Annotated in this window: 15 protein-coding genes and 2 tRNA genes; 6 read left to right on the top strand and 11 right to left on the bottom strand. The window is 40.6% G+C overall.

Annotation, left to right across the window (positions count from 1 at the left end):
• Positions 1-22: 22 nt before the first annotated feature.
• From ATC1_RS12695 to ATC1_RS12685, 3 genes are all read right to left on the bottom strand, one after another.
• The gene (locus tag ATC1_RS12695; protein WP_062282887.1) at positions 23-1,198 is read right to left on the bottom strand and encodes a phosphoglycerate kinase; all 1,176 of its coding nucleotides are present in this window, start codon (positions 1,196-1,198) and stop codon (positions 23-25) included.
• Positions 1,199-1,502: 304 nt separating this feature from the next.
• Positions 1,503-2,555: a type I glyceraldehyde-3-phosphate dehydrogenase gene (gap, locus tag ATC1_RS12690; RefSeq protein WP_062282884.1), complete on the bottom strand. Its 1,053-nt coding sequence runs from the start codon at positions 2,553-2,555 to the stop codon at positions 1,503-1,505.
• 85 nt (positions 2,556-2,640) lie between these two features.
• Positions 2,641-3,648: a gluconeogenesis factor YvcK family protein gene (locus ATC1_RS12685; RefSeq protein WP_062282881.1), complete on the bottom strand. Its 1,008-nt coding sequence runs from the start codon at positions 3,646-3,648 to the stop codon at positions 2,641-2,643.
• Positions 3,649-4,069: 421 nt separating this feature from the next.
• Between ATC1_RS12685 and deoC the strand changes: the two genes are divergently transcribed.
• From deoC to ATC1_RS12670, 3 genes are all read left to right on the top strand, one after another.
• A complete protein-coding gene (deoC, locus tag ATC1_RS12680) occupies positions 4,070-4,729 on the top strand; it encodes a deoxyribose-phosphate aldolase (RefSeq protein WP_062284145.1) in 660 nt (219 codons plus the stop codon).
• A gap of 3 nt (positions 4,730-4,732) precedes the next feature.
• Complete coding sequence (locus ATC1_RS12675) at positions 4,733-5,548, top strand: alpha/beta fold hydrolase (RefSeq protein ID WP_062282878.1); 816 nt, start codon at positions 4,733-4,735, stop codon at positions 5,546-5,548.
• Between the two features lie 144 nt (positions 5,549-5,692).
• Positions 5,693-6,304, top strand: coding sequence for an SOS response-associated peptidase (locus ATC1_RS12670; protein WP_062282875.1), 612 nt, complete (start codon positions 5,693-5,695; stop codon positions 6,302-6,304).
• A gap of 83 nt (positions 6,305-6,387) precedes the next feature.
• On the opposite strand, the gene leuS is transcribed toward ATC1_RS12670, so the two are convergent.
• A complete protein-coding gene (leuS, locus tag ATC1_RS12665; RefSeq protein WP_152024340.1) occupies positions 6,388-8,835 on the bottom strand; it encodes a leucine--tRNA ligase in 2,448 nt (815 codons plus the stop codon).
• Positions 8,836-9,218: 383 nt separating this feature from the next.
• Here leuS and ATC1_RS12660 point away from each other — a divergent pair, with 383 nt between their 5' ends.
• A complete protein-coding gene (locus ATC1_RS12660) occupies positions 9,219-9,704 on the top strand; it encodes an InlB B-repeat-containing protein (RefSeq protein WP_062282868.1) in 486 nt (161 codons plus the stop codon).
• A gap of 339 nt (positions 9,705-10,043) precedes the next feature.
• Here ATC1_RS12660 and ATC1_RS12655 read toward each other — a convergent pair.
• Both ATC1_RS12655 and ATC1_RS12650 read right to left on the bottom strand, forming a co-directional pair.
• A tRNA-Ala gene (locus ATC1_RS12655) sits at positions 10,044-10,116 on the bottom strand.
• A gap of 44 nt (positions 10,117-10,160) precedes the next feature.
• Positions 10,161-10,233: transfer RNA gene (locus ATC1_RS12650), tRNA-Ala, on the bottom strand.
• 450 nt (positions 10,234-10,683) lie between these two features.
• Between ATC1_RS12650 and ATC1_RS12645 the strand changes: the two genes are divergently transcribed.
• Both ATC1_RS12645 and pfkB read left to right on the top strand, forming a co-directional pair.
• Positions 10,684-11,841, top strand: a complete 1,158-nt coding sequence (locus tag ATC1_RS12645) for an IS256 family transposase (protein ID WP_062278182.1) — start codon at positions 10,684-10,686, stop codon at positions 11,839-11,841.
• Between the two features lie 121 nt (positions 11,842-11,962).
• Positions 11,963-12,916, top strand: a complete 954-nt coding sequence (pfkB, locus tag ATC1_RS12640) for a 1-phosphofructokinase (protein WP_062282864.1) — start codon at positions 11,963-11,965, stop codon at positions 12,914-12,916.
• Positions 12,917-13,001: 85 nt separating this feature from the next.
• Here the strand turns inward: pfkB and ATC1_RS12635 are convergent, their stop codons facing one another.
• From ATC1_RS12635 to ATC1_RS12615, 5 genes are all read right to left on the bottom strand, one after another.
• Entirely contained in the window at positions 13,002-16,010 is a 3,009-nt protein-coding gene (locus ATC1_RS12635) for an insulinase family protein (protein ID WP_062282861.1), read from the bottom strand.
• Positions 16,011-16,161: 151 nt separating this feature from the next.
• Positions 16,162-18,198: a DUF6020 family protein gene (locus ATC1_RS12630; protein ID WP_236688151.1), complete on the bottom strand. Its 2,037-nt coding sequence runs from the start codon at positions 18,196-18,198 to the stop codon at positions 16,162-16,164.
• 329 nt (positions 18,199-18,527) lie between these two features.
• A complete protein-coding gene (locus ATC1_RS12625) occupies positions 18,528-19,745 on the bottom strand; it encodes a CAP domain-containing protein (RefSeq protein WP_062282855.1) in 1,218 nt (405 codons plus the stop codon).
• 387 nt (positions 19,746-20,132) lie between these two features.
• Positions 20,133-21,113, bottom strand: coding sequence for an ABC transporter ATP-binding protein (locus ATC1_RS12620; protein WP_330218453.1), 981 nt, complete (start codon positions 21,111-21,113; stop codon positions 20,133-20,135).
• Positions 21,110-22,102: an ABC transporter ATP-binding protein gene (locus ATC1_RS12615; RefSeq protein ID WP_062282849.1), complete on the bottom strand. Its 993-nt coding sequence runs from the start codon at positions 22,100-22,102 to the stop codon at positions 21,110-21,112. Before ATC1_RS12615 ends, ATC1_RS12620 begins: the two co-directional genes overlap by 4 nt.
• Between the last annotated feature and the right edge of the window lie 29 nt (positions 22,103-22,131).

The raw sequence follows: 22,131 nt of genomic DNA, 5'->3' as shown, positions 1-22,131 counted from the left end.
CATTCAGAAAGAATTTTATCGATTATTTATCTTCCAATGCTGCGACACCCGGCAAAATCAAACCTTCGAGCATTTCAAGAGATGCTCCACCGCCGGTTGAAATATGAGTGACTTTATCGGCTAAGCCAGATTCCTGAATTGCAGCGACAGAATCACCGCCACCAATAATCGAAATTGCATTGCTGTCGGCAACCGCTTTTGCGACACCGAAAGTACCTTTTGCAAAATTTGCCATTTCGAATACTCCCATCGGTCCATTCCAGACGACAGTACCCGCATCCGCAACAAGTTTACTATATGCAGAAATTGTCGCGGGTCCGATATCCAGGACACGCCATCCTGCGGGAATATTGCTAACCGGAATTTCTTTAACGGCAGCATTGTTATCAAAAGCATCGGCAATCACCAGATCAACAGGTAACACCAGTTTACTTGAAGCGGAAGATAGAATTTCCTTGGCGGTTTCTAATGCTTCGTCCTGAACCAGAGAATCAGCCATTTCGAATCCCTGTGCTTTGAAGAAAGTATTTGCCATACCACCGCCGATTAGAACTTTATCAGCTTTGTTCAGTAAATTCTTAATGACGCCAATTTTGTCCGATATTTTTGCTCCGCCTAAAATCGCAATAAATGGACGTTTTGGATTTTCAATTGCACTGGATAAATATTGAATTTCTTTTTCAAGAAGGAATCCTGCGACACCGGGTTTGAAATGCGTTACACCTTCAGTGGATGCATGTGCGCGGTGTGCCGTGCCAAACGCGTCATTCACGAACAGATCGGCTAAATTGGCAAGTTTTTGTGCAAGCTCCATGTCATTTTTCTCTTCACCAGCATAAAAGCGTGTGTTCTCAAGGACCAGAATTTCACCAGGATTTAATGCTGCTGCAGCTTTTTCTGCTGGTTCGTTAATACAATCTGGTGAGAAAAAAACCTTATTGGGAACCAATTTTTGTAAATATTCCGCAACTGGTTTTAAAGAGAAGCTCAGATCTGCAGTTCCTTTCGGTCTGCCAAGGTGGGAGCAAAGTATGACGGCAGCGCCTTGATCAAGCAAATATTGAATAGTGGGAAGCGCACCGCGTATCCGGGTATCATCACCCACAACGCCATTTTTAATCGGGACATTGAAATCCACACGGACGAGAACTTTTTTGCCTTTAACATCAATATCTTTGATGGTCTTCTTATTAAACATTTTTTCCTCCTTCATTGGTATACATTATTAATTCGAAATTTGAAAAAGCTTTTAGAGAAAAAGAAGAAAAATAATTGGTTTTTTTGTGTAGAGCGCAATAACAACATTACAACACATCATCCTTCTTCTTCTATTTCGTATTGCCAGGTTTGCGCAGCAAACACTTGGAAATCCATAGTATTGATTGAAAAAAGTGATCGGACCGGTTGATATACCAGTTTCCGATCACTTTGTCTAAAACGAAGTAGAACAAAGCAGCAATGATTTGAATTTCATCGTTTTGCTGCCTGTATCACGTTATTCCTTAGAGGCTTTTTGAAACCATCAGCGCTAAATCGCATGCGCGATTTGAATAACCCCATTCATTATCATACCAGGAGACAACTTTGAGGAGTTTTCCACCCATGACTGTTGTCTGAGCGCAATCAACAATGGATGAGCGGGAATCGCCGCGGAAGTCGGAGGAAACAAGCGGATCTGAATAGTTTCCGTCGGTTACGCCCAGAATGCCCTTTAATGCTCCATCTGCTGCTGAATGGAATAATGCATTGACTTCTTCTTTGGTTGTTTCTTTCTTAATATTGCAGACGAAGTCGACAATTGATACCGTCGGGGTTGGAACGCGCAATGAGTAGCCATCGAATCTGCCTTTGAGTTCAGGAATGACTAACGCTAAAGCTTTAGCAGCTCCGGTTGTGGTGGGAATAATATTCAAACCAGCAGCGCGTGAGCGACGCATTTCTTTTTTATGTCCCTGGTCTAAAATAACCTGATCATTCGTATAGCTATGAATCGTTGTCATCAAACCATATTCGATACCAAATGCATCATTGATAATTTTTGCTGCGGGCGCCAAACAGTTGGTTGTGCAGGAAGCGTTGGAAATTATATGATGTTTCGCGGGATCATATTTATCATCGTTGACACCCATGACGATGGTGATATCCTCATTTTTCGCAGGAGCTGAAATGATAACCTTTTTTGCACCGCCTTTTAGAATATGAACATTAGCGCCGGGTTTCCCTTTTTCCGGATCACCAATGGCATCTGTGAAAATACCTGTTGATTCAATGACAATGTCAACACCTAAAGCTTTCCATGGAAGGTTGGCAGGATCTTTTTCTGCAAAAACTTTAATGGTGTTTCCGTTAATTACTAAATCATTTCCTTCAACTGCGACTGAACCATTAAAAATGCCATAAGTGGAATCATATTTAAAAAGATGAGCGTTCGCCTTTGTGTCAAAAAGGTCATTGATTGCAACTACTTCTAAATCCTTTGAATAATTTTCGATCAATGATTTAAGAACTTGACGACCGATACGGCCAAAACCATTAATACCTACTTTTACTGTCATTTCTTTCCTCCAAAAGAATGCTTGCATATGCTTCTCTGCCCTGAGAATAAGGGCACAGAATGGATGCCACCTTGATTGTGGCACGTTATGATATATTTATAGTGGAGATTAAGTCGCTATAGACCTTAATCAGCATTTTTGATAATTTATCCGAATCATGACGCCATGGGAACTGGTCATCGACCAGATTCCCTTGGAACACATGAAATTCGTCTAAAATTTTCTGGTTAATTTTAACCCAAGAAACAAAATCAGGAATATTGTACTCGTGAAAATTGTTACAGATCACCGCGTCGATGTGAACATTTGGCAAGGTATTTTGAATTACGGAAACATGATCATAACATGTATATTGATCCGTTTCTCCGGGTTGCGTGGTTACATTGCAAATATAGACTTTTTTCGCTCGCGAAGCACTGAGAGCCTGAGCAATTCCATACACTTTTAAATTCGGAAGAATACTGGTATACAGACTTCCCGGTCCAAGCGTAATTAAATCAGCTGCGAGGATTGCTTTGATCGCTTCTGGATTGGCGCTGACGTTGGAAGGTTCAATGGAAAGGCTGAGTATTTTGCCTTTGTTTCTCGGAATTTTTGACTCGCCAAAAACAGTTTCTTGTACAATTTTTCCATCTTTTATGAATTCAACCTCTGCAACAAGGTTAACATCCTCCAATGTGGATGGAGTTACTGTTCCTTTAATGGCTAATATTTTTGCGAGCTCCTGGATTCCCTGTTCAAAACTTCCCGTGATGTTCGCTAAGGCGGTCAGAAGCAGGTTCCCTAAATTATGACCGCCGACTCCTGAATCAGTAGAAAATCGATATTGCAGTACCTGTGTGAAAAAATCCTCGTCTGCGGACAGCGCTGCCAGACAGTTTCGGATATCTCCAGGAGGAAGGACTCCGATGTCCCTTCTTAATGCCCCAGAGGAACCCCCATCATCCGCGACAGTGACAATTGCTGTCAACTGGCTGGGATTTTTCTTTAAACCACGGAGAATTGTTGATAAACCGTGTCCACCGCCGATTACAACAATTTTTGCCGGAAAAGATGAAATCTCTGAATTCGTTAAATTTTGCTCAGTTTGCATATCCGCATATCATAGCATTTCTCATAAAGACTGTAAAGGAGCTTGAAATCTGCAATTCGAAATATTGGGATGATTCTTCGTTATCGTTATGTTTGTGCACTTCGCGAAAAAACATCACGATACCGAATTGTTCCCTCTTAATTCGAATCAGAATCCTCGAATTTTGAATTGCTGGAACAGGATTTTTATGCTGAATCAATCCTGATATAATATTTTAAGGATTAGTATAGAAGAGGAGACGGTGATGAAAAAAGAGTTTTTTGAAGAATCTGAAGACGAATTCGAGAATTACGAAAATGAATATTCTGGAAATATCGAAATGGTCGTTGAGGAGGCGGAAGGATTACAAGTTCTAACCACCTATGATTCGAATGGATATGTAGTGGATGCTCGTGTCTGTTCATCTGAAGAGAGCAGTGATATCGACAAAAAAGTTCATCTTGCAAAGTACATTGACCACACTTTATTAAAACCGGATGCGACACCTGAACAAATTATGAGTTTATGCCGTGAAGCGAAAGAGAATCATTTTGCGTCCGTTTGTGTGAATTCGTGCTGGGTGCGGTTGTGTGCTGAACTTCTTCGTGGAACCAATGTGAAGATTTGCAGTGTCGTCGGATTTCCTCTTGGGGCGATGATTCCTGAAGCAAAAGCATTCGAAGCAGAATGTGCGATAGAAAATGGTGCTTCGGAAATTGATATGGTAATTAATATTGGCGCATTAAAAGCCAGAGACCTGCGTATGGTAGCCAAGGATATTCATGGCGTTGTTGAGACGGCACATGAATCCGGTGCACTTGTTAAAGTCATCATTGAAACGTGTTTATTGACGAAGGAAGAAAAGGTCATTGCCTGTCTTTTATCAAAAACAGCACACGCCGATTTTGTGAAAACATCGACAGGATTCTCAACTGGCGGAGCCACAGAAGAAGATGTTGCATTAATGCGAAAAGTAGTTGGTGATGAAATTGGAGTCAAAGCTTCTGCCGGTATTCGATCTCGCGAGGATGCTGAAAAAATGATTGCCGCCGGCGCTAATCGGCTTGGGACAAGTTCTGGAATGAAAATTATCAGCGGATAGAATATGGATAAATTATTTGTTGGCAGTATTGAATCGGATGGTGTGAAAATCCATTATTCTCGGACGAGTCAAGATTTTCCTTCTGTAATTATGCTGCATGGACTTACTGATAGCGGACTCTGTTTTTCCCACCTTGCCTATGCTCTGTTTCGACTCTATGATGTTGTTTTACCTGATGCAAGGGGACATGGTCTTTCTGATGCACCCGGTCGAGGTTATGATGTTGCTCAATTTGCGAAGGATGTTAAAGCTTTAGCATCCGCATTAGGTCTGCAAAAGCCGGTTGTTATCGGACATTCCATGGGCGCCGCAACGGCTGCCAGGCTTGCCGCTGATTTCCCGGAAAGTTTAAGTGGTGTCGTTCTGATTGATCCTCCCTGGTTCAGCGAAGATCTTTGCACTGAAGAGCGTTATGAAATCAGCAGGAAGACGCATATTGAAAATATCCAGAATTATCATCGGATGACGATGCAGGAGTTGGATGCGCATATACGAAAAGAACATCCGAACTGGCATGAAGATGAATACCTGAATTGGTGCAAATCGAAACAACAGGTGAAGGAAGAAGTCATTCCAATCATCCGATCGATTGTGGAAGGTTGGAAAGAAACTGCAGATCGAATTCATTGTCCGACATTATTAATGACAGGAAATCCGAACCTGGGTGCCATTGTATCAGCTGAAACAAGCGCGGAACTCGCTGCGAAACATTTGGATTGGACAATTATTAATTTCCCGAATGCTGGTCACAGCATTCAACGGGATTCATTTGAAGACTGTAAAAATTCGATATTGGATTTCTTGAAAAAAGTGTACTAAGATTGCAATTCGAAATATCGTGAGGATTCTTGGTTGTTGTGACGTTTTTGCGCGAAGCGCAAAAACGTCACAACAACCAAGTTTTTCCTGATTACTCGAATAGAAAATTGATTTTTGGATTACTGGAACTGAGAGCATTGCATCATGTGCGGACGATTTACCATTATGATTCAGCCGGAAATGCTACAGCTTGAATTAGATTTGGGCTCTGTATCTCCATCGCTGGTTTTCATGAAAGATTTTTACCCGGGATCCGGCATACCGGTAGTCGTCGATGCTGCACAACGTAACGTTGAGGTATTTTATTGGGGACTGGTTCCTTCCTGGGCAAAGGATATTTCAATCAGTCGCAAAATGTTTAATGCCCGGTCTGAAACATTGCTTGAAAAACCATCTTATCGAACATCCTTTTTACGAAGACGCTGCTTAATTCCTGCATCCGGATTTTATGAGTGGAAAAATACAAACGGGAAAAAAATCCCGTATTATTTTTCAGTCAAAAATCAAAATGCGTTTACATTTGCCGGCCTTTGGGAATATTGGATGGATGCGTCCGGTAATGAATTATATTCAGCAACAATCATAACTTGTCCTGCCAATCCATTGATTCAGTCCTATCATGATCGAATGCCGGTTATATTGAATCAAGAAAATCGCTGGAAATGGATGGAGGATCGCTCAACAGCCGAACTATCATCATTTCTTAGACCGTATGAATCAGATCAAATGTTTGTTCAGAAGGTCCAAACGGAATAACTGAGCGGAACGGATCATACCGAGAAAAAAGAAAACCATTTCAATCCATTGAAATGGTTTTCTTATACAAAATTTTGTATCGATCAAAGAACAATATTGATCAGTTTTTTTGGCACAACAATAATTTTTTTAATTTCTTTATTTTGAACAGCGGAATGTATCTGCTCAGTAGCAAGCGCAATTGTTTTGGCGTCTTCATCTGAGATATCAGCAGGAACAGTGATGCGATCACGAACCTTTCCATTGATTTGTATCACGAGCGTAATTTCTTCCTCTTTCGCGGCTTCTTCATCGACTTCGGGCCATAATTGGTTATGAATGGAATATGGATAACCCAGTAATGACCAAATTTCTTCTGAAATATGCGGTGTGACAGGAGCCATCATTCGGAGATAGATATTCGCTGCTTCATTCCATTCTTTGGATCCGAATGCTCCGTTTTGTTTTGCCTTCATCAATTCATTGAGCAATTCCATCAAACCGGAAATGACTGTGTTGAATTGAAAATTCTCTAAATCTCGCGTTACAGCTTTCAGTGTCTGGTGCAGTTTTCTGCGCATGATGCGCAAAGTGTCCTCATTTGCACAATTCTGTCTGTCAGCCGGTTCAAGGAATAAGGACCATACTCTGCGAATCCAACGGGATGATCCTTCAATACCGGAACTGTTCCAGGGCGCTCCAAGCTCCCAGCGTGCAAAAAACATTAAATATGCACGAACGGTATCCGCGCCATATTGGGCAACTAATTTATCCGGATCAACGACATTGCCTCTGCTTTTTGACATCTTTTCATTATCTTCGCCCAGAACGCTGCCCTGATTGCGCAGCATGAGCATCGGTTCTTTCCCTTTCATAATGCCCATGTCACGGCCAGCCTTATGGAAGAAGCGCGTATAGATGAGATGCATTGTGGCATGTTCGATACCGCCTGTATAAATATCAACCGGCATCCAATAATCGTATTCCTTTTGGTCAAAGGGCCAGGTATTAAAATACGGACTCAGATATCCTAAATGATACCAACTGGAACACATGAAGGTATCCATCGTGTCGGTCTCACGTTCTGCATCTGCACCGCAACAAGGGCAGGTTACTTTTTTCCAGGTTGGATGCAGCTTCAGCGGACTTTCTCCGGTAGGTTTCCATTCAACGTCTTCCGGAAGCAAGACTGGCAGGTCTTTTTCAGGAACAGGAACAACACCGCAATTCGGACAATAGATCATTGGAATGGGAGCTCCCCAATATCTCTGACGCGAAATCAACCAGTCTCGAAGGCGGTAGTTTACAGTCCGATGCCCGATACCTTTTTCTTCAAGCCAACTGACTACACGATCGAAAGCTTTGTCTCCGGGAGTGCCTGTCATGAGATCCGAATTGACAAGCGTCCCATGCGCAGGTACTGATTGTGTCATTGTGTCCCCATCCAATAATTCCATATTTTCAGGCTGAACAACGACAATGACTTTCAAATTGAATTTTCTTGCAAATGCAAAATCGCGCTCATCATGCGCAGGAACGGCCATGATGGCGCCAGTTCCATATCCCATTAGAACGTAATCTGCAATCCAAATCGGAATTTTTGCTTGATTGACGGGATTAATTGCGTACGATCCGGAAAAGACGCCTGTCTTTTCTCGATCCGCAGCTTCACGCTGAATATCCGATTGCCTTTTTGCTTGTTCAACATAAGCAGCCACTTCTGCTATATGATCCGGCGTAGTCAATTTCGAAACCAGCGGATGTTCAGGAGCAATCACCATAAAGGTTGCACCCCACAGCGTGTCCGGCCTTGTAGTGAAAACTTCCAGCGGATCTCCATCTTCAGAGAGAAATGTAACTGAAGCCCCTTCTGATTTTCCGATCCAATTCGTTTGCAAGGTCTGGACTCTTTCCGGCCAGTCCATTTCTGAAAAATCAAGCAACTCTTCTGCATACTTTGTAGTTCGAAAATACCATTGGTTCAAATCTTTTTTAATTACCGGAGTTCCGCAACGTTCACAATGCCGGTCGTCACCCCAAACCTGCTCGCGAGCCAGCGTTGTATTACAGGTGGGGCACCAATCAACTGGAGAAAATTTCCGGTATGCAAGATTATTTTTATATAATTGCAGGAAAAACCATTCTGTCCAGCGGTAGTATTCCGGCTTTGCGCTGATAATTTCACGTCTCCAGTCAAACATCGCACCCATTGATTTCAATTGATCCCGCATGTGATCGATATTATCAAAAGTCCATTTGCTGGGATGAATATTATGTTTAATCGCAGCATTTTCAGCTGGAAGACCGAACGCATCAAAACCCATTGGAAACATCACGTTATAACCGCGCATTCGCATATATCGCGCATGTGCGTCAGATGGTGTAATAGCATACCAGTGACCGATATGGAGATTACCTGAGGGATATGGAAGCATCGTCAAGGCATAATGTTTTGGTTTATTTGGATCAATGTTTGCTTCAAAAATCTTATCGTCAGCCCATTTCTGCTGCCATTTTTTTTCAATCTTACCGGAATTGTAGACAGGAACAATTGTCTCACTCATTGGAAACCTCCAAGAAAGGATGATAATATTTTATGATTATAAATCATAAGAAATGAAATACCCCGATGATACGCGTAAGCTGTGACCTGAAAAAATAATGTCCGTTGTTTTTCTGCTTTTCAAATGATTGATCTTTTTTACACTTCATATGGGGAGGATTCTTTGACGTTGAATGCGTTTACCCTTCGCGTAAACGCATTCAACGTCAAGTTTTCTTTCTTATTTGGACTTTCTGATTCATGATTGGATAAACCTTGAAAAAATTTGTATAATTGATATTGAAAGCCAATATATTTGAAATTTAATAGAAATATTGGAAATTAAGCAGGCAATAATTATTCAGCGGGAATTCATATGAAGAAGAGGGAAAAATGAAAAAAAATTTCGTAGTTTTTCTGGTATTAGTCGTACTTTTCAGTACGAGCTTCGCTGCTTCAGCCGAAGACTGTTCCTGTCCATGCCAGCAAGGAACCGTTTCCGTTGAAAACTGCGAAAGCTGTTCGAATCCATGCTCCAAAGAGTTAGGCACATACTGTGTAACGTATCACCCCAATAATTGTCTGTTATCCGTTCCTGTTGACCAGAATGCATATCATTATGGCGATACCGTAACGGTTTTATTTGATCCGGTGCTTTACAAAGATGGGCTGATTTTTTATGGCTGGTCGCACACTCCGAATGGAAATGCAAATTATGGATATGCATATAATCAATTTATGATGCCTGCGCAAAATGTTGATCTTTATGCCATTTGTATCACTCCATATTATGGACCTGCGCAACGCCCGCATCACGATTCTGGTTGCTGTTACCCGTATCCACAGTGGCCGCAATGGCCGGGTTTGGTACGTAACTAATCAAGAAACCGATTGATGATTTTTTGGGAGAGGTATCTTCAATGAAAATGGAGATTCCTCTTTCTGTTTAAACGGATCATTCGATATCAATCGGATTGATTTAATATTTTGAAATATGAAAAGATACGAATTTTTCTCTCTTTGAAAAAGGAGTTTCAAAATTCTAAAAGACAGATGATCAGAATTCTTGTTGTTCCAATGGCTTTAAGTTTTGCACAAAGCCATTGGAACATTCTATTTGCTCTTTTTATTCGGAAGGATAATCCATATTTGGATTTGCAGGATTTGATTTCATTCGGTTGGATAAAAAAAGTCCGGATTGATAAATCCGGACTTTTGTGGACCTAGTGAGATTCGAACTCACGACCTTCTCAATGCCATTGAGACGCGCTCCCAACTGCGCTATAGGCCCAAAAAATTTACTTTATCTTCATAATCTAAGGAGCCGATCTGAAGTGGACCTGGGGGGATTCGAACCCCCGACCTCTTCAGTGCGATTGAAGCGCGCTCCCAACTGCGCTACAGGCCCTTATTTCTGAAGGCTCCAATATTCTATCTCGATGGCAACAAAGTGTCAAGGTAATTGGGAAATTTTCTTCAGAATCTCGGTGTGAAATTCTTGTTGTTGTGATGTTTTATGAGAAGTGCAAAACATCCCAACAACAGGTATTTCTCGATAAATCTGAACAGCAAGTCTGCGTTTCGGATTACTGAGTACCGTGAAGATGCTGTTTAAAATTCATTTGGCCATTCGAAATGTAAAGAGGTTTTTATTCACGATTCGAAAGAATTGTGAGTTCTGATCATTTGCACTGAATAATTCGTTATTGTTAATGAATCCTTGAACACAGAAATTGTTGTCGACATGGACAATTTTCATTTGTTGGTGTAACATATTTTCTGTAAAATAAAGAACCTTAACAAAAGAGGTGAGTCAGAAGTATCCTTATAGTAACCAAACCATAAAAGGAGACTAGAAATGACTCACCCAAATAATTATACCTTTGCAGAGGAAATAGCGGAAAAAGGATTGGAAGCAATTCCAGAAATGATGCGAGTGCTGATAAATAACGCCATGCAAGTAGAAAGATCAAGGTACTTACAAGCTGAACAGTACGAACGCACAAAGGATCGCAAGGGACATGCAAATGGTTTCAAACCGAAGACGATACAGACCAGGATAGGAAACATTACCTTTGCAGTTCCACAGGTTAGAGAGGGTGGTTTTTATCCCAGTGCTCTGGAAAAGGGACTGCGAAGTGAAAGAGCCCTTACGATCACACTGGCTGAAATGTATGTACAGGGAGTATCGACTCGGAAGGTAAAAACCATTACGGAACAGCTTTGTGGGATTGAGGTCTCAGCCACACAAGTCAGCCGGGCAACAGCGCAATTGGACGAAGTACTGCAAGAATGGCGTGAAAGGCCATTAGGAGAGATCAGCTATCTCTTTGTGGATGCCCGATATGAGAAGATTCGTGAAGCAGGACAAGTAAGAGATGCAGCGGTTTTGGTGGCCTCTGGCATTACGCCAGAAGGCGAACGGCAAATACTTGGGGTTTCAGTTTCGCTTAGTGAGCATGAAACACATTGGAAAGCATTTTTAAAGAGTCTAAAAGAGCGAGGGTTACACGGAATAAAGCTGATTATCAGTGATGACCATGAAGGTCTAGGGGCAGCCAGAAGAGCAGTTTTTGGCGGTATTCCCTGGCAACGGTGTCAGTTCCATCTGCAACAGAATGCCGGAGCTTATCTGCCCAGACAATCGATGAGATTGGAAGTGGCAGCAGACATCAGAGCCATATTTAATGCTCCTGATCGAAAGACAGCAGAAGAGCTCTTGCAGAGCGCCATCCAGAAGTATGCTATTTCTGCTCCGCGGCTTTCATCTTGGCTCGAAAATAACCTTTTTGAGGGTTTTTTGGTTTTTGATTTTCCATTGGAACATCGAAGAACGATACGAACAACCAATAGTCTGGAGAGGATTAATAAAGAGATTCGCAGACGGACAAGAGTGGTTGGTGTGTTTCCAAATCAAGCTTCTTGTCTCAGGTTGGTCTCGGCATTACTGATGGAGACCTGCGAAGAATGGCAGATCGGAAAACATTTTTGTACTGGCAAGTTTATGAATTCTTAAAGATCTATGGATATTTCAGACTCTAATTTACAGAAAAAGGGTTGCATAATCTTTCATTTTCCTGTTCTCCGTTTTTGTTCGATATAATTCTTTTGTTTCATACAAGGAAATGGAATATATTATGATCTTTACAGTTACATTGAATCCGGCTATTGATAAAACTGTTACAATCGACAATTTTCGTATTGGGGATGTCAATCGAATTACAACGTCAAGAATCGACGCAGGTGGAAAAGGGATTAATGTATCACGTGTTATCAACCAACTCGGTGGAAAAAGTATCGCGTTGGGTATTCTTGGAAAAAATGGTGCATCCACGATCCAAAATGCTTTGGATATCTCTGGGATTGACCATTACTTCGTTTTGATCGATGGCGATGTCCGTGTCAATCTGAAAATTATTGATTGTCAGAATCACACGAACACAGATATCAATGAAGCGGGAATCTCAGTCAGTAATGAACAACTGGCGGATATATTTGATCAGATCCAGGTACGGATGAAACCGGATGACATTGTCGTTCTGACTGGCAGTCTTCCTCCAGGAACTGATCCTTCTTTATACAGACAATGGACAGAGATGTTGCAAAGAAGAGGCACTCGTGTTTTTCTTGATGCAGATCGGACACCGTTTCAAATGGGCATCGAATCAGCGCCTTTCTTTATTAAACCCAACCGTTTCGAATTGGAACAACTCTGTCATACAACACTTCCTTCATTGGATCATATTATTGCCGAAGGAAAAAAATTACTAAATACTGGAATCAAGGTAATCCTGGTTTCTCTTGGAGCTGAAGGAGCTTTGCTCCTTACGGAGGATCAGATTATCCGTGTGGAAGGCATCCGTGTAAAGCCCCAAAGCACTGTCGGCGCCGGCGATGCCATGCTGGCTTCCTTTGCTATCAGTTTGGAACAGCATCAGAGTTATCTTGAAGCTGCTCGTCTGGCATCAGCCGTCAGTACTGCGAAAGTGCTGTGCCCAGGTTCAAATCCACCTGACCCTGCTGTTATCCGTCAATTATTAACTCAGACGATTGTGTATGATTATTCAAAGAGAATAACACTTGAAAGATGAACCAGGCTGTTGAAATCGTTTCTTGCCTGGTTCATCCAATTTATTGTTTTCGAAAATATTATAAGATCATGGGAAGTCTTTTTATCTAACGAATATCGGTAATCGTTTCAAATAGTTCTGCATGTTCCTGGATTGTATCCGGAAAACCGTAAACGGTAATTTGAGAGGCTTGAAACGCCTTGGCGAGTTGTTCTCCCAGAATTGGAAGGTCCTCAAGTTTTACCGATTTCAATTCCATGTATTCATTTTTCTGATCCTGAATTGTTTTCCCAAGCAAATAGTTTTGGATGCCTTCCAAAACGAAAGTAATCTCACCTTTGGGTGTCGTATAGTCGGCGTATGCAGTAATAATATGCTGATCCAGTTCTTTTTGCGTATATCCGGAATTTTTTAATACATCCGGAATTCTTGAAAAGACTTCCAAAGTATTGGTAAGATTTGGATCGTTGTAACTGAAAGCTAACATCGATGAGAGATAAAAATGGATTGATGCGCCGTAAGCACCCCCGGTAAATCGAATTTCTGGTGTTAATAATTCATCGGAGATGATTTTTTCAATTACGGATAATCCCGCTTGATATGGTAGAACATCCTTGGTTGAAGCGGAAAGGGCTATGTTCTGAACTTTCGTATTTGCCAATAATCCATTATTCTTTTCCGGTGATGGATAATCAAATGGCTTCATAGCTTCATCAGATAGCGGTGTATCACTCATATTTGCAATAAAAGCTTTCACATCCTGATCAAATTTAGTTTTACTCCCCTCCGGACCAGCAAATAGAACCAGCAAATTTTTTTTGTTTAAGACGGTTTTCCGCGATTGATCAATTTTTTCTAAAACTGATTTTGGATCCGATTCGATATCCTTCTTGATTTTTTCCAGAAAACTCATCAAATTCGGACCTGAGAAAAACCTTGTAAACCTTTGTGAAGGAATAAAAATGCTTTGTGCTTGTTGGACAACATACTGAACACCGTTTTTCTTGTAATTATCACAAAAGCTTAATTGCTCATCGATAATTGTTTTTATCATATCTAAATTATTTTCGGTCAATTCTGATCTGAATAGCATTTCTGTGATGCTATTAAAAGCGTTTTCACTTTGACTGGTTTCATAAAACCAGCCTGATCGGAAAACCGGTCTGTACTCGTCTGACCGATAAGTAATTGACATCGGGCTTAGGGAAAAAGTTTTGTTGTAAAGATATTTGGATGAAAGCAGCGATATTTCCTCCTGAGAGTAATTTTCAGTAGAAATTCGACCGATTAATGCAGTGTAAAAATTGAAGTATTCAAGCGTATCCGGATTGATGTTTTGGACATCGTTGATGATTTGCACTCCTGCGGCATCCGGAACAGGACTGATTGCGCTCAGTATTCGAACTCCGTCGATGTATTCTTCATCGACCTGAGTATTATTTATCTCTTCAGGAAGATCGTCGACTGTCAGGACTGCGATCTTGTCAATCGTTTCCGGGTTTGGTTCCATGGCATCCCAACTGGCAAAATCTTTCGTTTTCTGAACCATGCTTTCGATTTCTTCCTGGCTCATCGCAGCCTTTTTCTCATCAAGCTTATCTTGCAGTTTGGCTTCCTGTTCCTCTAAAAGACCTGGTCGTGGGATTGCTGAAAGAAGAACGGCATGCGGATTTTGTAAAATGTACTTTTGGATCAAATCCTCAAAGAAACCTTCATCGATTTTGGAAGCAATTTTTTCGATATGCTCAGCTTGGTGGGCGCCATAAAATGGATCATTCAGGATATGCCATGTGTTGGTCATCTCAACAATGAGGTCAAGACCTTTTGTGCTGCTTTCCGGTTTGAATTTTGCCGCTAATGCATTATGTGAAACGATAGAATCGATCAGTTCGGGATTGATTCCATTTTTTACTACATCCTGCAGCACTTCTTCAATTGTTTGACGCAACAGATCAGCTTTGCTTTCATCAGCATAAGCAGCCTGGAAGAACAAAGCAGGTTGCAGCGTATTTGAATCATAAAAAAATTGAAACTGTGCGGCAATGTCTCTCTGCCGTAATGTGTCAAGAAGGGGGAATGACTCGTGATTAAAGAGTTCATTTACTAACAATTTTAGACCAATAATCTCATCGAATGAAATACCTTTCGGTAATCCGTAGGCTAACTCGATATAAGCTTGATTTTCGGTTTCACTGCCCGTTCCTACCGGATGTTCATAGGTGGCTGTTTTTAGTTGAGAAAATGGCTTCTGTGAGGCAGGTTCCTGATTTTGTTTTGTTTTTTCTGCATTTTGAAAGTAATTCTGGTTGATATTATTCAGAAATTTTCGGTAATCGACATTCCCATATAAGAACATTTTTGCTTTGGAAGGAGCATAGTAATTGTGATAGTATTCCAAAGCCTGCTCATAAGTAAGTGTTAGTATATCATCCGGTTTACCGGCTGAGTCAAAACGATCCGGTGTGTCCGGAAAAAGATTTTCCAGTGTTTTTCGGTATGCGCTGTATTCGATATCATTCACATATTGTTTCATTTCGTTGTAAACGATTCCCACTGGATATAATGGAGAATCTTCATTCTCCAATTCATATCGGATTCCTTCCCGGTAGAAAAAATTTGGATTCGAGAGGACTGAAGAATGAAAAAGCAAATCCAGATAAGCATCGCTGGCGGCAAAAAATTGTTTTTCCGAAGTCGAGGAAATTGGAAACATCGTGTAATTTGACGAAGTGAATGCATTGATAAATGTCAAATAACCTTTATAGATCATATCAAAGAAAACATCATTACCCGGATATTTTTCTGAGGAGGACAGAAGGCTGTGTTCCAGGATGTGCTGAATTCCCTGACTGCTGTCAGGCGGAGTTTTAAACGTAACAGAGAAAACCAGATTGGTGTCATCGTTCTGTATAAAAATTAACTCAGCACCGCTTTCCTGATGCACGAATCTGACTGCAGAAGCATTGTAATCCGATATCTCATCTTTCTCGATAACCTCAAATCCGGAGACAATTTCTCCGATATTCGGTAAGTCCGGTACAATATTTTCTTGAGCAAAGACATTAGAAAAAGATAAACTGATAAATATGATTGTTAGTATCAAGATGCGTTTCATTGTTTTTCTCCTGTGTTTCATAGGAATTAAAAAATTATCGTGATTAGATACATCTTCAAAATCAAAACGTCAAAATTCCTGCTCTTTGTCGATACAATTTTTCTCGATGGATGAGAAAAGTTCGTTTCTATTTCGAATTGCTGTATATCTATCATTTCCTTGCGCTTTGCTGTGAATCTTTTTCTCTTTTGTGTAAGTTTTTCCAGAAAAAGAACATAAATAATCCAATAAAATATTCCATAATCAGATATACCCCATATTGAAACCGCACATCTTGTGCCACATTAAAAAGTAGCATAATTAACGATTGTATGAATGCCGGACCAAGGATGAGGATTAAAGTCCATTTCTTTTCAATTCGCAATAATAATAAAAAGATGAGCAGCAGAATGATCAAATATATCGCTGGACACCAAAAAAGAAAATGCAGCGAGGTTAACGAATTGAGTGAGAAAGTTCGGTCAAAAAATTTTGTCAGCGGAGCGACAAGTTCTGGTATTTTTGACTGTTCTCCTTTTATACCATCAACAGTGAAATCAATCCAGCTCGCAGGAGGATTTGCTGTCGGTTTGTAGACCAGAGGTGAAATATATGGTTTGCATTGCGGATTGACAGAATAAACCAATGATCCGATGTCAGCGACTGCTTTCAGATCAGGAATCGGGTCCTGCAAAAATAATTGAAAAGCAAGCTGAAAAAACTTTAATGGATTATTGCTGATTTTGGCTTGATCGAGATGAGGATTCCACATAATCGGGTCGATAGAACATGGTGAATACTCCCAATTATCCAATGGTATGAGTTCATTAATCTCATTGCTTTGCTGGTTAGTAAGAATACTCTTTTGTTCTAAGTGTGCTGCAATGTGATACAGGATTGTTGCATACTGATAATTTGCTGTCATTGGTTCTACTTCCAGTTTTTGATACAGCGGGCCTGTAACCATCCAGCGAAATATGCAAAACAGAAGCAGGATAGCAATAGACCATTTTCTTTGTTTCCGGAACATTAGAACCAATAAAACTGGGATCAAAATCGCAACCGGCAAGCCATTGTGACGAAACAATGAAATCAAGAGCACGCAGATACTTAATAAAACAGAATTCCTGATTTTTTCCAGCCACTTACCATTGGTTGAATAGACTTCAAAGAGGATGATTGTCAGCCACAGCAAGCTGACGCTATAAGGAATATCCTTCCATATGGTAATCACTGTCAGCCAGTTTACCGGAGAAACAGCAAAGAGAATACTGATCAACCATCCAATTACGGGCGGCATCCCTTTCTTTTGAAGATTTCCGATTCCCCAGGAAACTACGATTGAAAAGAATAAAATTTGTGAAATAACAATTGCTGCGGGATTGTCCCAGATTCTGGTGATCAGCCAGATCAATAGTGTGTGAAATGCGGGATGCTGATCGGTCAATTGAAAATTATGCGCCTGTGTCCATTGGACAAGCGAATCTCCACTCATGATGCCGGGATAATAGATCATCAGCATCAGTGAAAAAGTGAAGATCATGGGGATTGCATACTTTAGCCAAAAACCTTTTGAGTTCTTTTTCAAAATGGGTGCAGGTAAGCTAATGACATAACATAGAAGAATGCAGATAAAAACTGTGAAAAAGAATGTGCCAGTTGAAAAATAAATAATTTTTATAAAAATATTTACAGGGAGTGTTTTATATAAGATGATCTGGCTGCTTTCATCTGCCTGAAAAGAACGTTCTTCCACGGAACCGTCCCAGGATATGCGCGCAGTGCCCATCCCGGGACCTTTTTGAAACGTAAGAGAAATCTGATTGGAAGTGCGTCCGGTCCAAGTAATCCCTGCAGCCGTATTGGTTGAAAACTGAGCGTTCTTATAATCCCAGTCACCGGTCAGAACAAACTGTGAATGCGGTATATCTTTGTCTCCGTTATTGATCCCTTCAAAGAGGATTTCTCCTGTCCCCGGGATCGATTCAATGGAAATAATTCTGGTCTGTAAATACGAAAGACTCCCTGGTATGAACATCGCGAAAAATACGGAAAGTAAAAAAGCGGGTATTAAAACTTTATTCAGGTGTTTTTGAGGAAATCCATACTTTTTGATTGCAGCGATCATTTGATTTGCAGTAAATACGAAAAAGAAAAAGCTGCCCAGCACAATTGCCAGTGATCTGCGGGATATCAGGTTTTCTTCCACTGTCAAACAATAGATCCAAAAAGAACCGCATATTGACATCAGAAGAATAGATAAATGCGCATAGTTGAATAATATTATTGAGATTCTGCGGATACGATTGATCATATGCAGTAATTATAGTATGGATAAGAAGTTATTCTTGTCTTAGATCTGATTATAAAATTTTATGCAGTTCAGTAGATTCTGTGAATAACAAACATGGCATCATGGTAAATTCATCCTTAGACGAAATTTATTTTTTTTCGCAATCTCAACAAAATTATAAAATTATTAATAAGCACTCAAGAATTTGTAAGGGAAAAGACAACAATTGATTTACTGATAATAAATCATTTCCTTGTCAACTTGTAAATGCAAAATATCATCATTCCGAGGAAACCAAGAAGGATGCTTCCTGCTTTGAGCCATTTTGATTTGTCTTCCTTTTCGGAAGCAGTCTGAGTGATGATATCCTTTTTATCATCAGGAGGTGTTTCTGTTTTGGCGAGATTTGGAATCCCTGTTGCAGTCGGAGATAGTGTCGATGAGGGCAAAGACGTTATTGTGGGAGTTACCGGGATCCATAGATTCCAGCCAATATTGATTACAGACTCCTGATTCAATCCATTGGTTGATAGCAGCCGATCGATGTCAATATTCCACATCTTCGCTATGCCCCAGATTGTTTCACCTTGTTTTACTGTATAACGAAACGTTCCATCCGCTTTCATTGTCGGAAGCGCTATCGGTGGGGAGGTTGGGGCGGATCCTTTTCCCGGAATTAACAATTTCTGTCCCAAGTGCAGCAGTGTATCCGTACTGATATGATTCCAGGAGGCAAGATCATCAATGGTTGTTCCGTAGGCATTTGCGATATGCCACAAAGCCTGTCCTTGTTTGACAGTGTGCCAGGTTTTTCCATCTGGATCGGGTGTGGTCGTTATGACTTTGTAAATCAGATCCGATCCGTTGAAGACGCCACTTTCACCCGATGTTACACGTTTTAATCCATGGATTTCTGCTACTTCCGGTTTTACATAATCACAACCGGCTTTGAATGCAGGGTAAGCAGCTTGCAGAACAAAATAGACGGTCCCATCATCCGCTTCAGCGATTCCTGCTCCAATATGACAGTAAAGCGGATTCTCTGCCGGAATCATGTGCGGTTGATCACCCCAGCTTTGCCGAATTTCATCCAAAGTCGAATCTGCACGTCCCAACCACCAATTTTCTGTCGCCCAACATTCGTAATAATTGTTATATCCAAAGGAAGAAATACGATTTCTGACATCACCGATATGTCCGTTCATATGATAATACGCCATTTTGTCAGCCGTGTCCTGAGCACATTTCATGATGTTTTCATCGACCTTTAGTGGAGCGAGGCCATTCGCTGAGCGGCTTTCATTTTCCATTGTAATCAGATCATGCGCTGTGACAGCTTGGGATGCAGCTTGGACGTTGAAAAGGATCAGATTTTTATTGTAAAAATCGATATCCTGGTGTAAAAAGCGATTTCCAATCCAGGCGCATCCAAAGAATAAAAAAATTCTAAATAGAATTCTCAATAGATTTTTCATACATTATTGATAAAAAAGAATTGATAATTTGTAAATCAAAAAAAATGGAAAAGCAATACTGGATTAACGTTCAAAGGGGATATTCAGTTCCCGACCTGAGAATCGAAATTTGTGAGGAATTATTTGTTGTTGCGTTGTTTCTTATTACTGAAATGGCTTCTTAAAATTTCGTTTTTGTTGGGTCCCACCTTCAATTAATGAAAATGTAATCTAAAAATATTATGATTCCAGTTGTTGTAGAGGTTTTCAATTAAGGTCGAAAAAAATACTCAAAGAAGAAAAGTACTTATGAATGGAAAAGGGAGAAATTCTCCTAAAAGAATTCTCTCCCTTTTAATATTAGTTTCTGGTTATTCTTTTCGATTTATCAAAAAACTAAAAATGGCATGCGACGGAATGTCCAGGTTTAATTTCTTTTAATTCGGGATCTTCAACAGAACAGATTTCCTTTGCATATCGGCATCGTGTACGGAATCTACAACCACTAGGCGGATTTACCGGTGAAGGGACATCTCCTTCCAATATGATGCGTTTTCTTGTTTCTTCAATAAAAGGATCTGGAAAAGGAATCGCGGATAAAAGTGCTTGTGCATATGGATGTCGCGGATCGGCATAAAGTTCATTTCTGTCAGCCAGTTCGACGATTTTTCCAAGATACATAACGGCAATTCGATTACTGATATGACGAACCATGGATAAGTCATGTGCGATAAATAAATAGGTTAAGCCCATTTTTTGTTGTAAGTCTTCAAGCAGATTGACAACTTGTGCTTGAATCGATACGTCTAAAGCGGAAATGGGTTCATCACAAACGATCAGCTTTGGTTCCAGAGCAAGTGCCCTGGCGATTCCGATGCGTTGTCGCTGCCCTCCGGAAAATTCATGCGGATATCGGTTGATAAAAGTTGGATTTAATCCGACTAATTCCAACAATTCTCTAACCCTTTTTAATTTTGCTTCACCTTGAAAAGTTTTGTGAATCTCCATTGGTTCGCCGATGATTTGTGCAACTGTCATGCGGGGATTCAGACTTGCATAGGGATCTTGAAAAATCATTTGCAATTGCCGACGTTTCTGGCGCAGTTTTTTCCCTTGCAATACTGCTAAATCTTCTCCATTAAACCAGACACTTCCTGATGTCGGGGGATAAAGCTGCAGGATGGTTCTTCCGGTTGTGGATTTTCCGCAGCCGGATTCTCCAACCAGACCGAGAGTCTCTCCTTGATAAATATTAAATGAAACACCATCGACCGCATGAACATAACCGGCGTTTCTCGAAAACAAACTTCCCTTTTTTATAGGAAAGAGTTTTACAAGATTGTCAACTTTTAATAAGATATTATTTTCTGACATCATGCATATTCCTTTCCGGTTTTGGGATTAACCCAGCATGCGGCGAAATGGCCTTCTCCCTCAACTTGTAATAATCCTGGATTCATGTTTCGGCATTTATCCACTGCGAATCTGCAGCGTGGTTCAAAACAGCAATAATTGGGTTTTTCCAATAAAATTGGCGGTAAACCATCGATGGATGTAAGACGGCGATATTCTGATGAATCCATACGAGGAAGACTGCCTAAAAGCCCAATTGTATATGGATGTTGCGGATTCTTATAAAGATCTTTTACCGGTGCAGTTTCAACAATGTAACCGCCATACATAACATTGACACGGTCAGCAAGACCGGCAATAATTCCAAGGTCATGTGTGATCCAAATAATCGACATTCCAAGTTCGTTCTGCAGCCGTTTTACCAGTTCAACAATTTGTGCCTGAATTGTGACATCCAACGCAGTGGTCGGTTCATCTGCAATTAATATTTTGGGTTCACAAATCAACCCCATCGCAATCATTGCACGCTGCCGCATTCCACCTGAAAATTGATGCGGATAATCATTCAGACGTTCACGTGGATTTGGAATACCTACCAGATCAATGTATTTTACTGCCCTGTCCAGTGCATCCGTTTTCGACGCATCGGAATGGACGCGAAATGGTTCTGAAACCTGATCGCCTATAGTCAAAACTGGATTGAAAGAAGTCATCGGATCCTGAAAAACAACACTAATTTTTGACCCGCGTACTTTTCTGACTTCATTGTCACTAATCGATAAAAGATCTTGATTCTCAAAAAGAGCTTTCCCTGCTAAGACTTTTCCTGGAGGATTGGGAATAAGTCGCAATAGTGACATCATTGAAACGCTTTTACCGCATCCGCTCTCACCTACAATTCCGAGAGTTTCTCCTTCCTTTAGAGAAAAATTAACTCCATTAACTGCATGTATAACACCTTCTCTTGTTTTAAATTGTGTCTCGAGATCAGTTACTTGTAATATATCCGCCATGTTTTCATCCTTGAAAAAAAGTTTGTCGA

This window comes from Flexilinea flocculi, assembly GCF_001192795.1.
GTDB lineage: Bacteria > Chloroflexota > Anaerolineae > Anaerolineales > Anaerolineaceae > Flexilinea > Flexilinea flocculi.
This window is presented reverse-complemented; position numbering and strand designations above follow the sequence as displayed.

Coding starts and splice junctions, on each gene's coding strand:
- ATC1_RS12695 (WP_062282887.1), bottom strand. CDS start 1,198: ATGTTTAATAAGAAGACCATCAAAGATATTGATGTTAAAGGCAAAAAA.
- gap (WP_062282884.1), bottom strand. CDS start 2,555: ATGACAGTAAAAGTAGGTATTAATGGTTTTGGCCGTATCGGTCGTCAA.
- ATC1_RS12685 (WP_062282881.1), bottom strand. CDS start 3,648: ATGCAAACTGAGCAAAATTTAACGAATTCAGAGATTTCATCTTTTCCG.
- ATC1_RS12675 (WP_062282878.1), top strand. CDS start 4,733: ATGGATAAATTATTTGTTGGCAGTATTGAATCGGATGGTGTGAAAATC.
- ATC1_RS12670 (WP_062282875.1), top strand. CDS start 5,693: ATGTGCGGACGATTTACCATTATGATTCAGCCGGAAATGCTACAGCTT.
- ATC1_RS12660 (WP_062282868.1), top strand. CDS start 9,219: ATGAAAAAAAATTTCGTAGTTTTTCTGGTATTAGTCGTACTTTTCAGT.
- ATC1_RS12645 (WP_062278182.1), top strand. CDS start 10,684: ATGACTCACCCAAATAATTATACCTTTGCAGAGGAAATAGCGGAAAAA.
- pfkB (WP_062282864.1), top strand. CDS start 11,963: ATGATCTTTACAGTTACATTGAATCCGGCTATTGATAAAACTGTTACA.
- ATC1_RS12635 (WP_062282861.1), bottom strand. CDS start 16,010: ATGAAACGCATCTTGATACTAACAATCATATTTATCAGTTTATCTTTT.
- ATC1_RS12620 (WP_330218453.1), bottom strand. CDS start 21,113: ATGATGTCAGAAAATAATATCTTATTAAAAGTTGACAATCTTGTAAAA.
- ATC1_RS12615 (WP_062282849.1), bottom strand. CDS start 22,102: ATGGCGGATATATTACAAGTAACTGATCTCGAGACACAATTTAAAACA.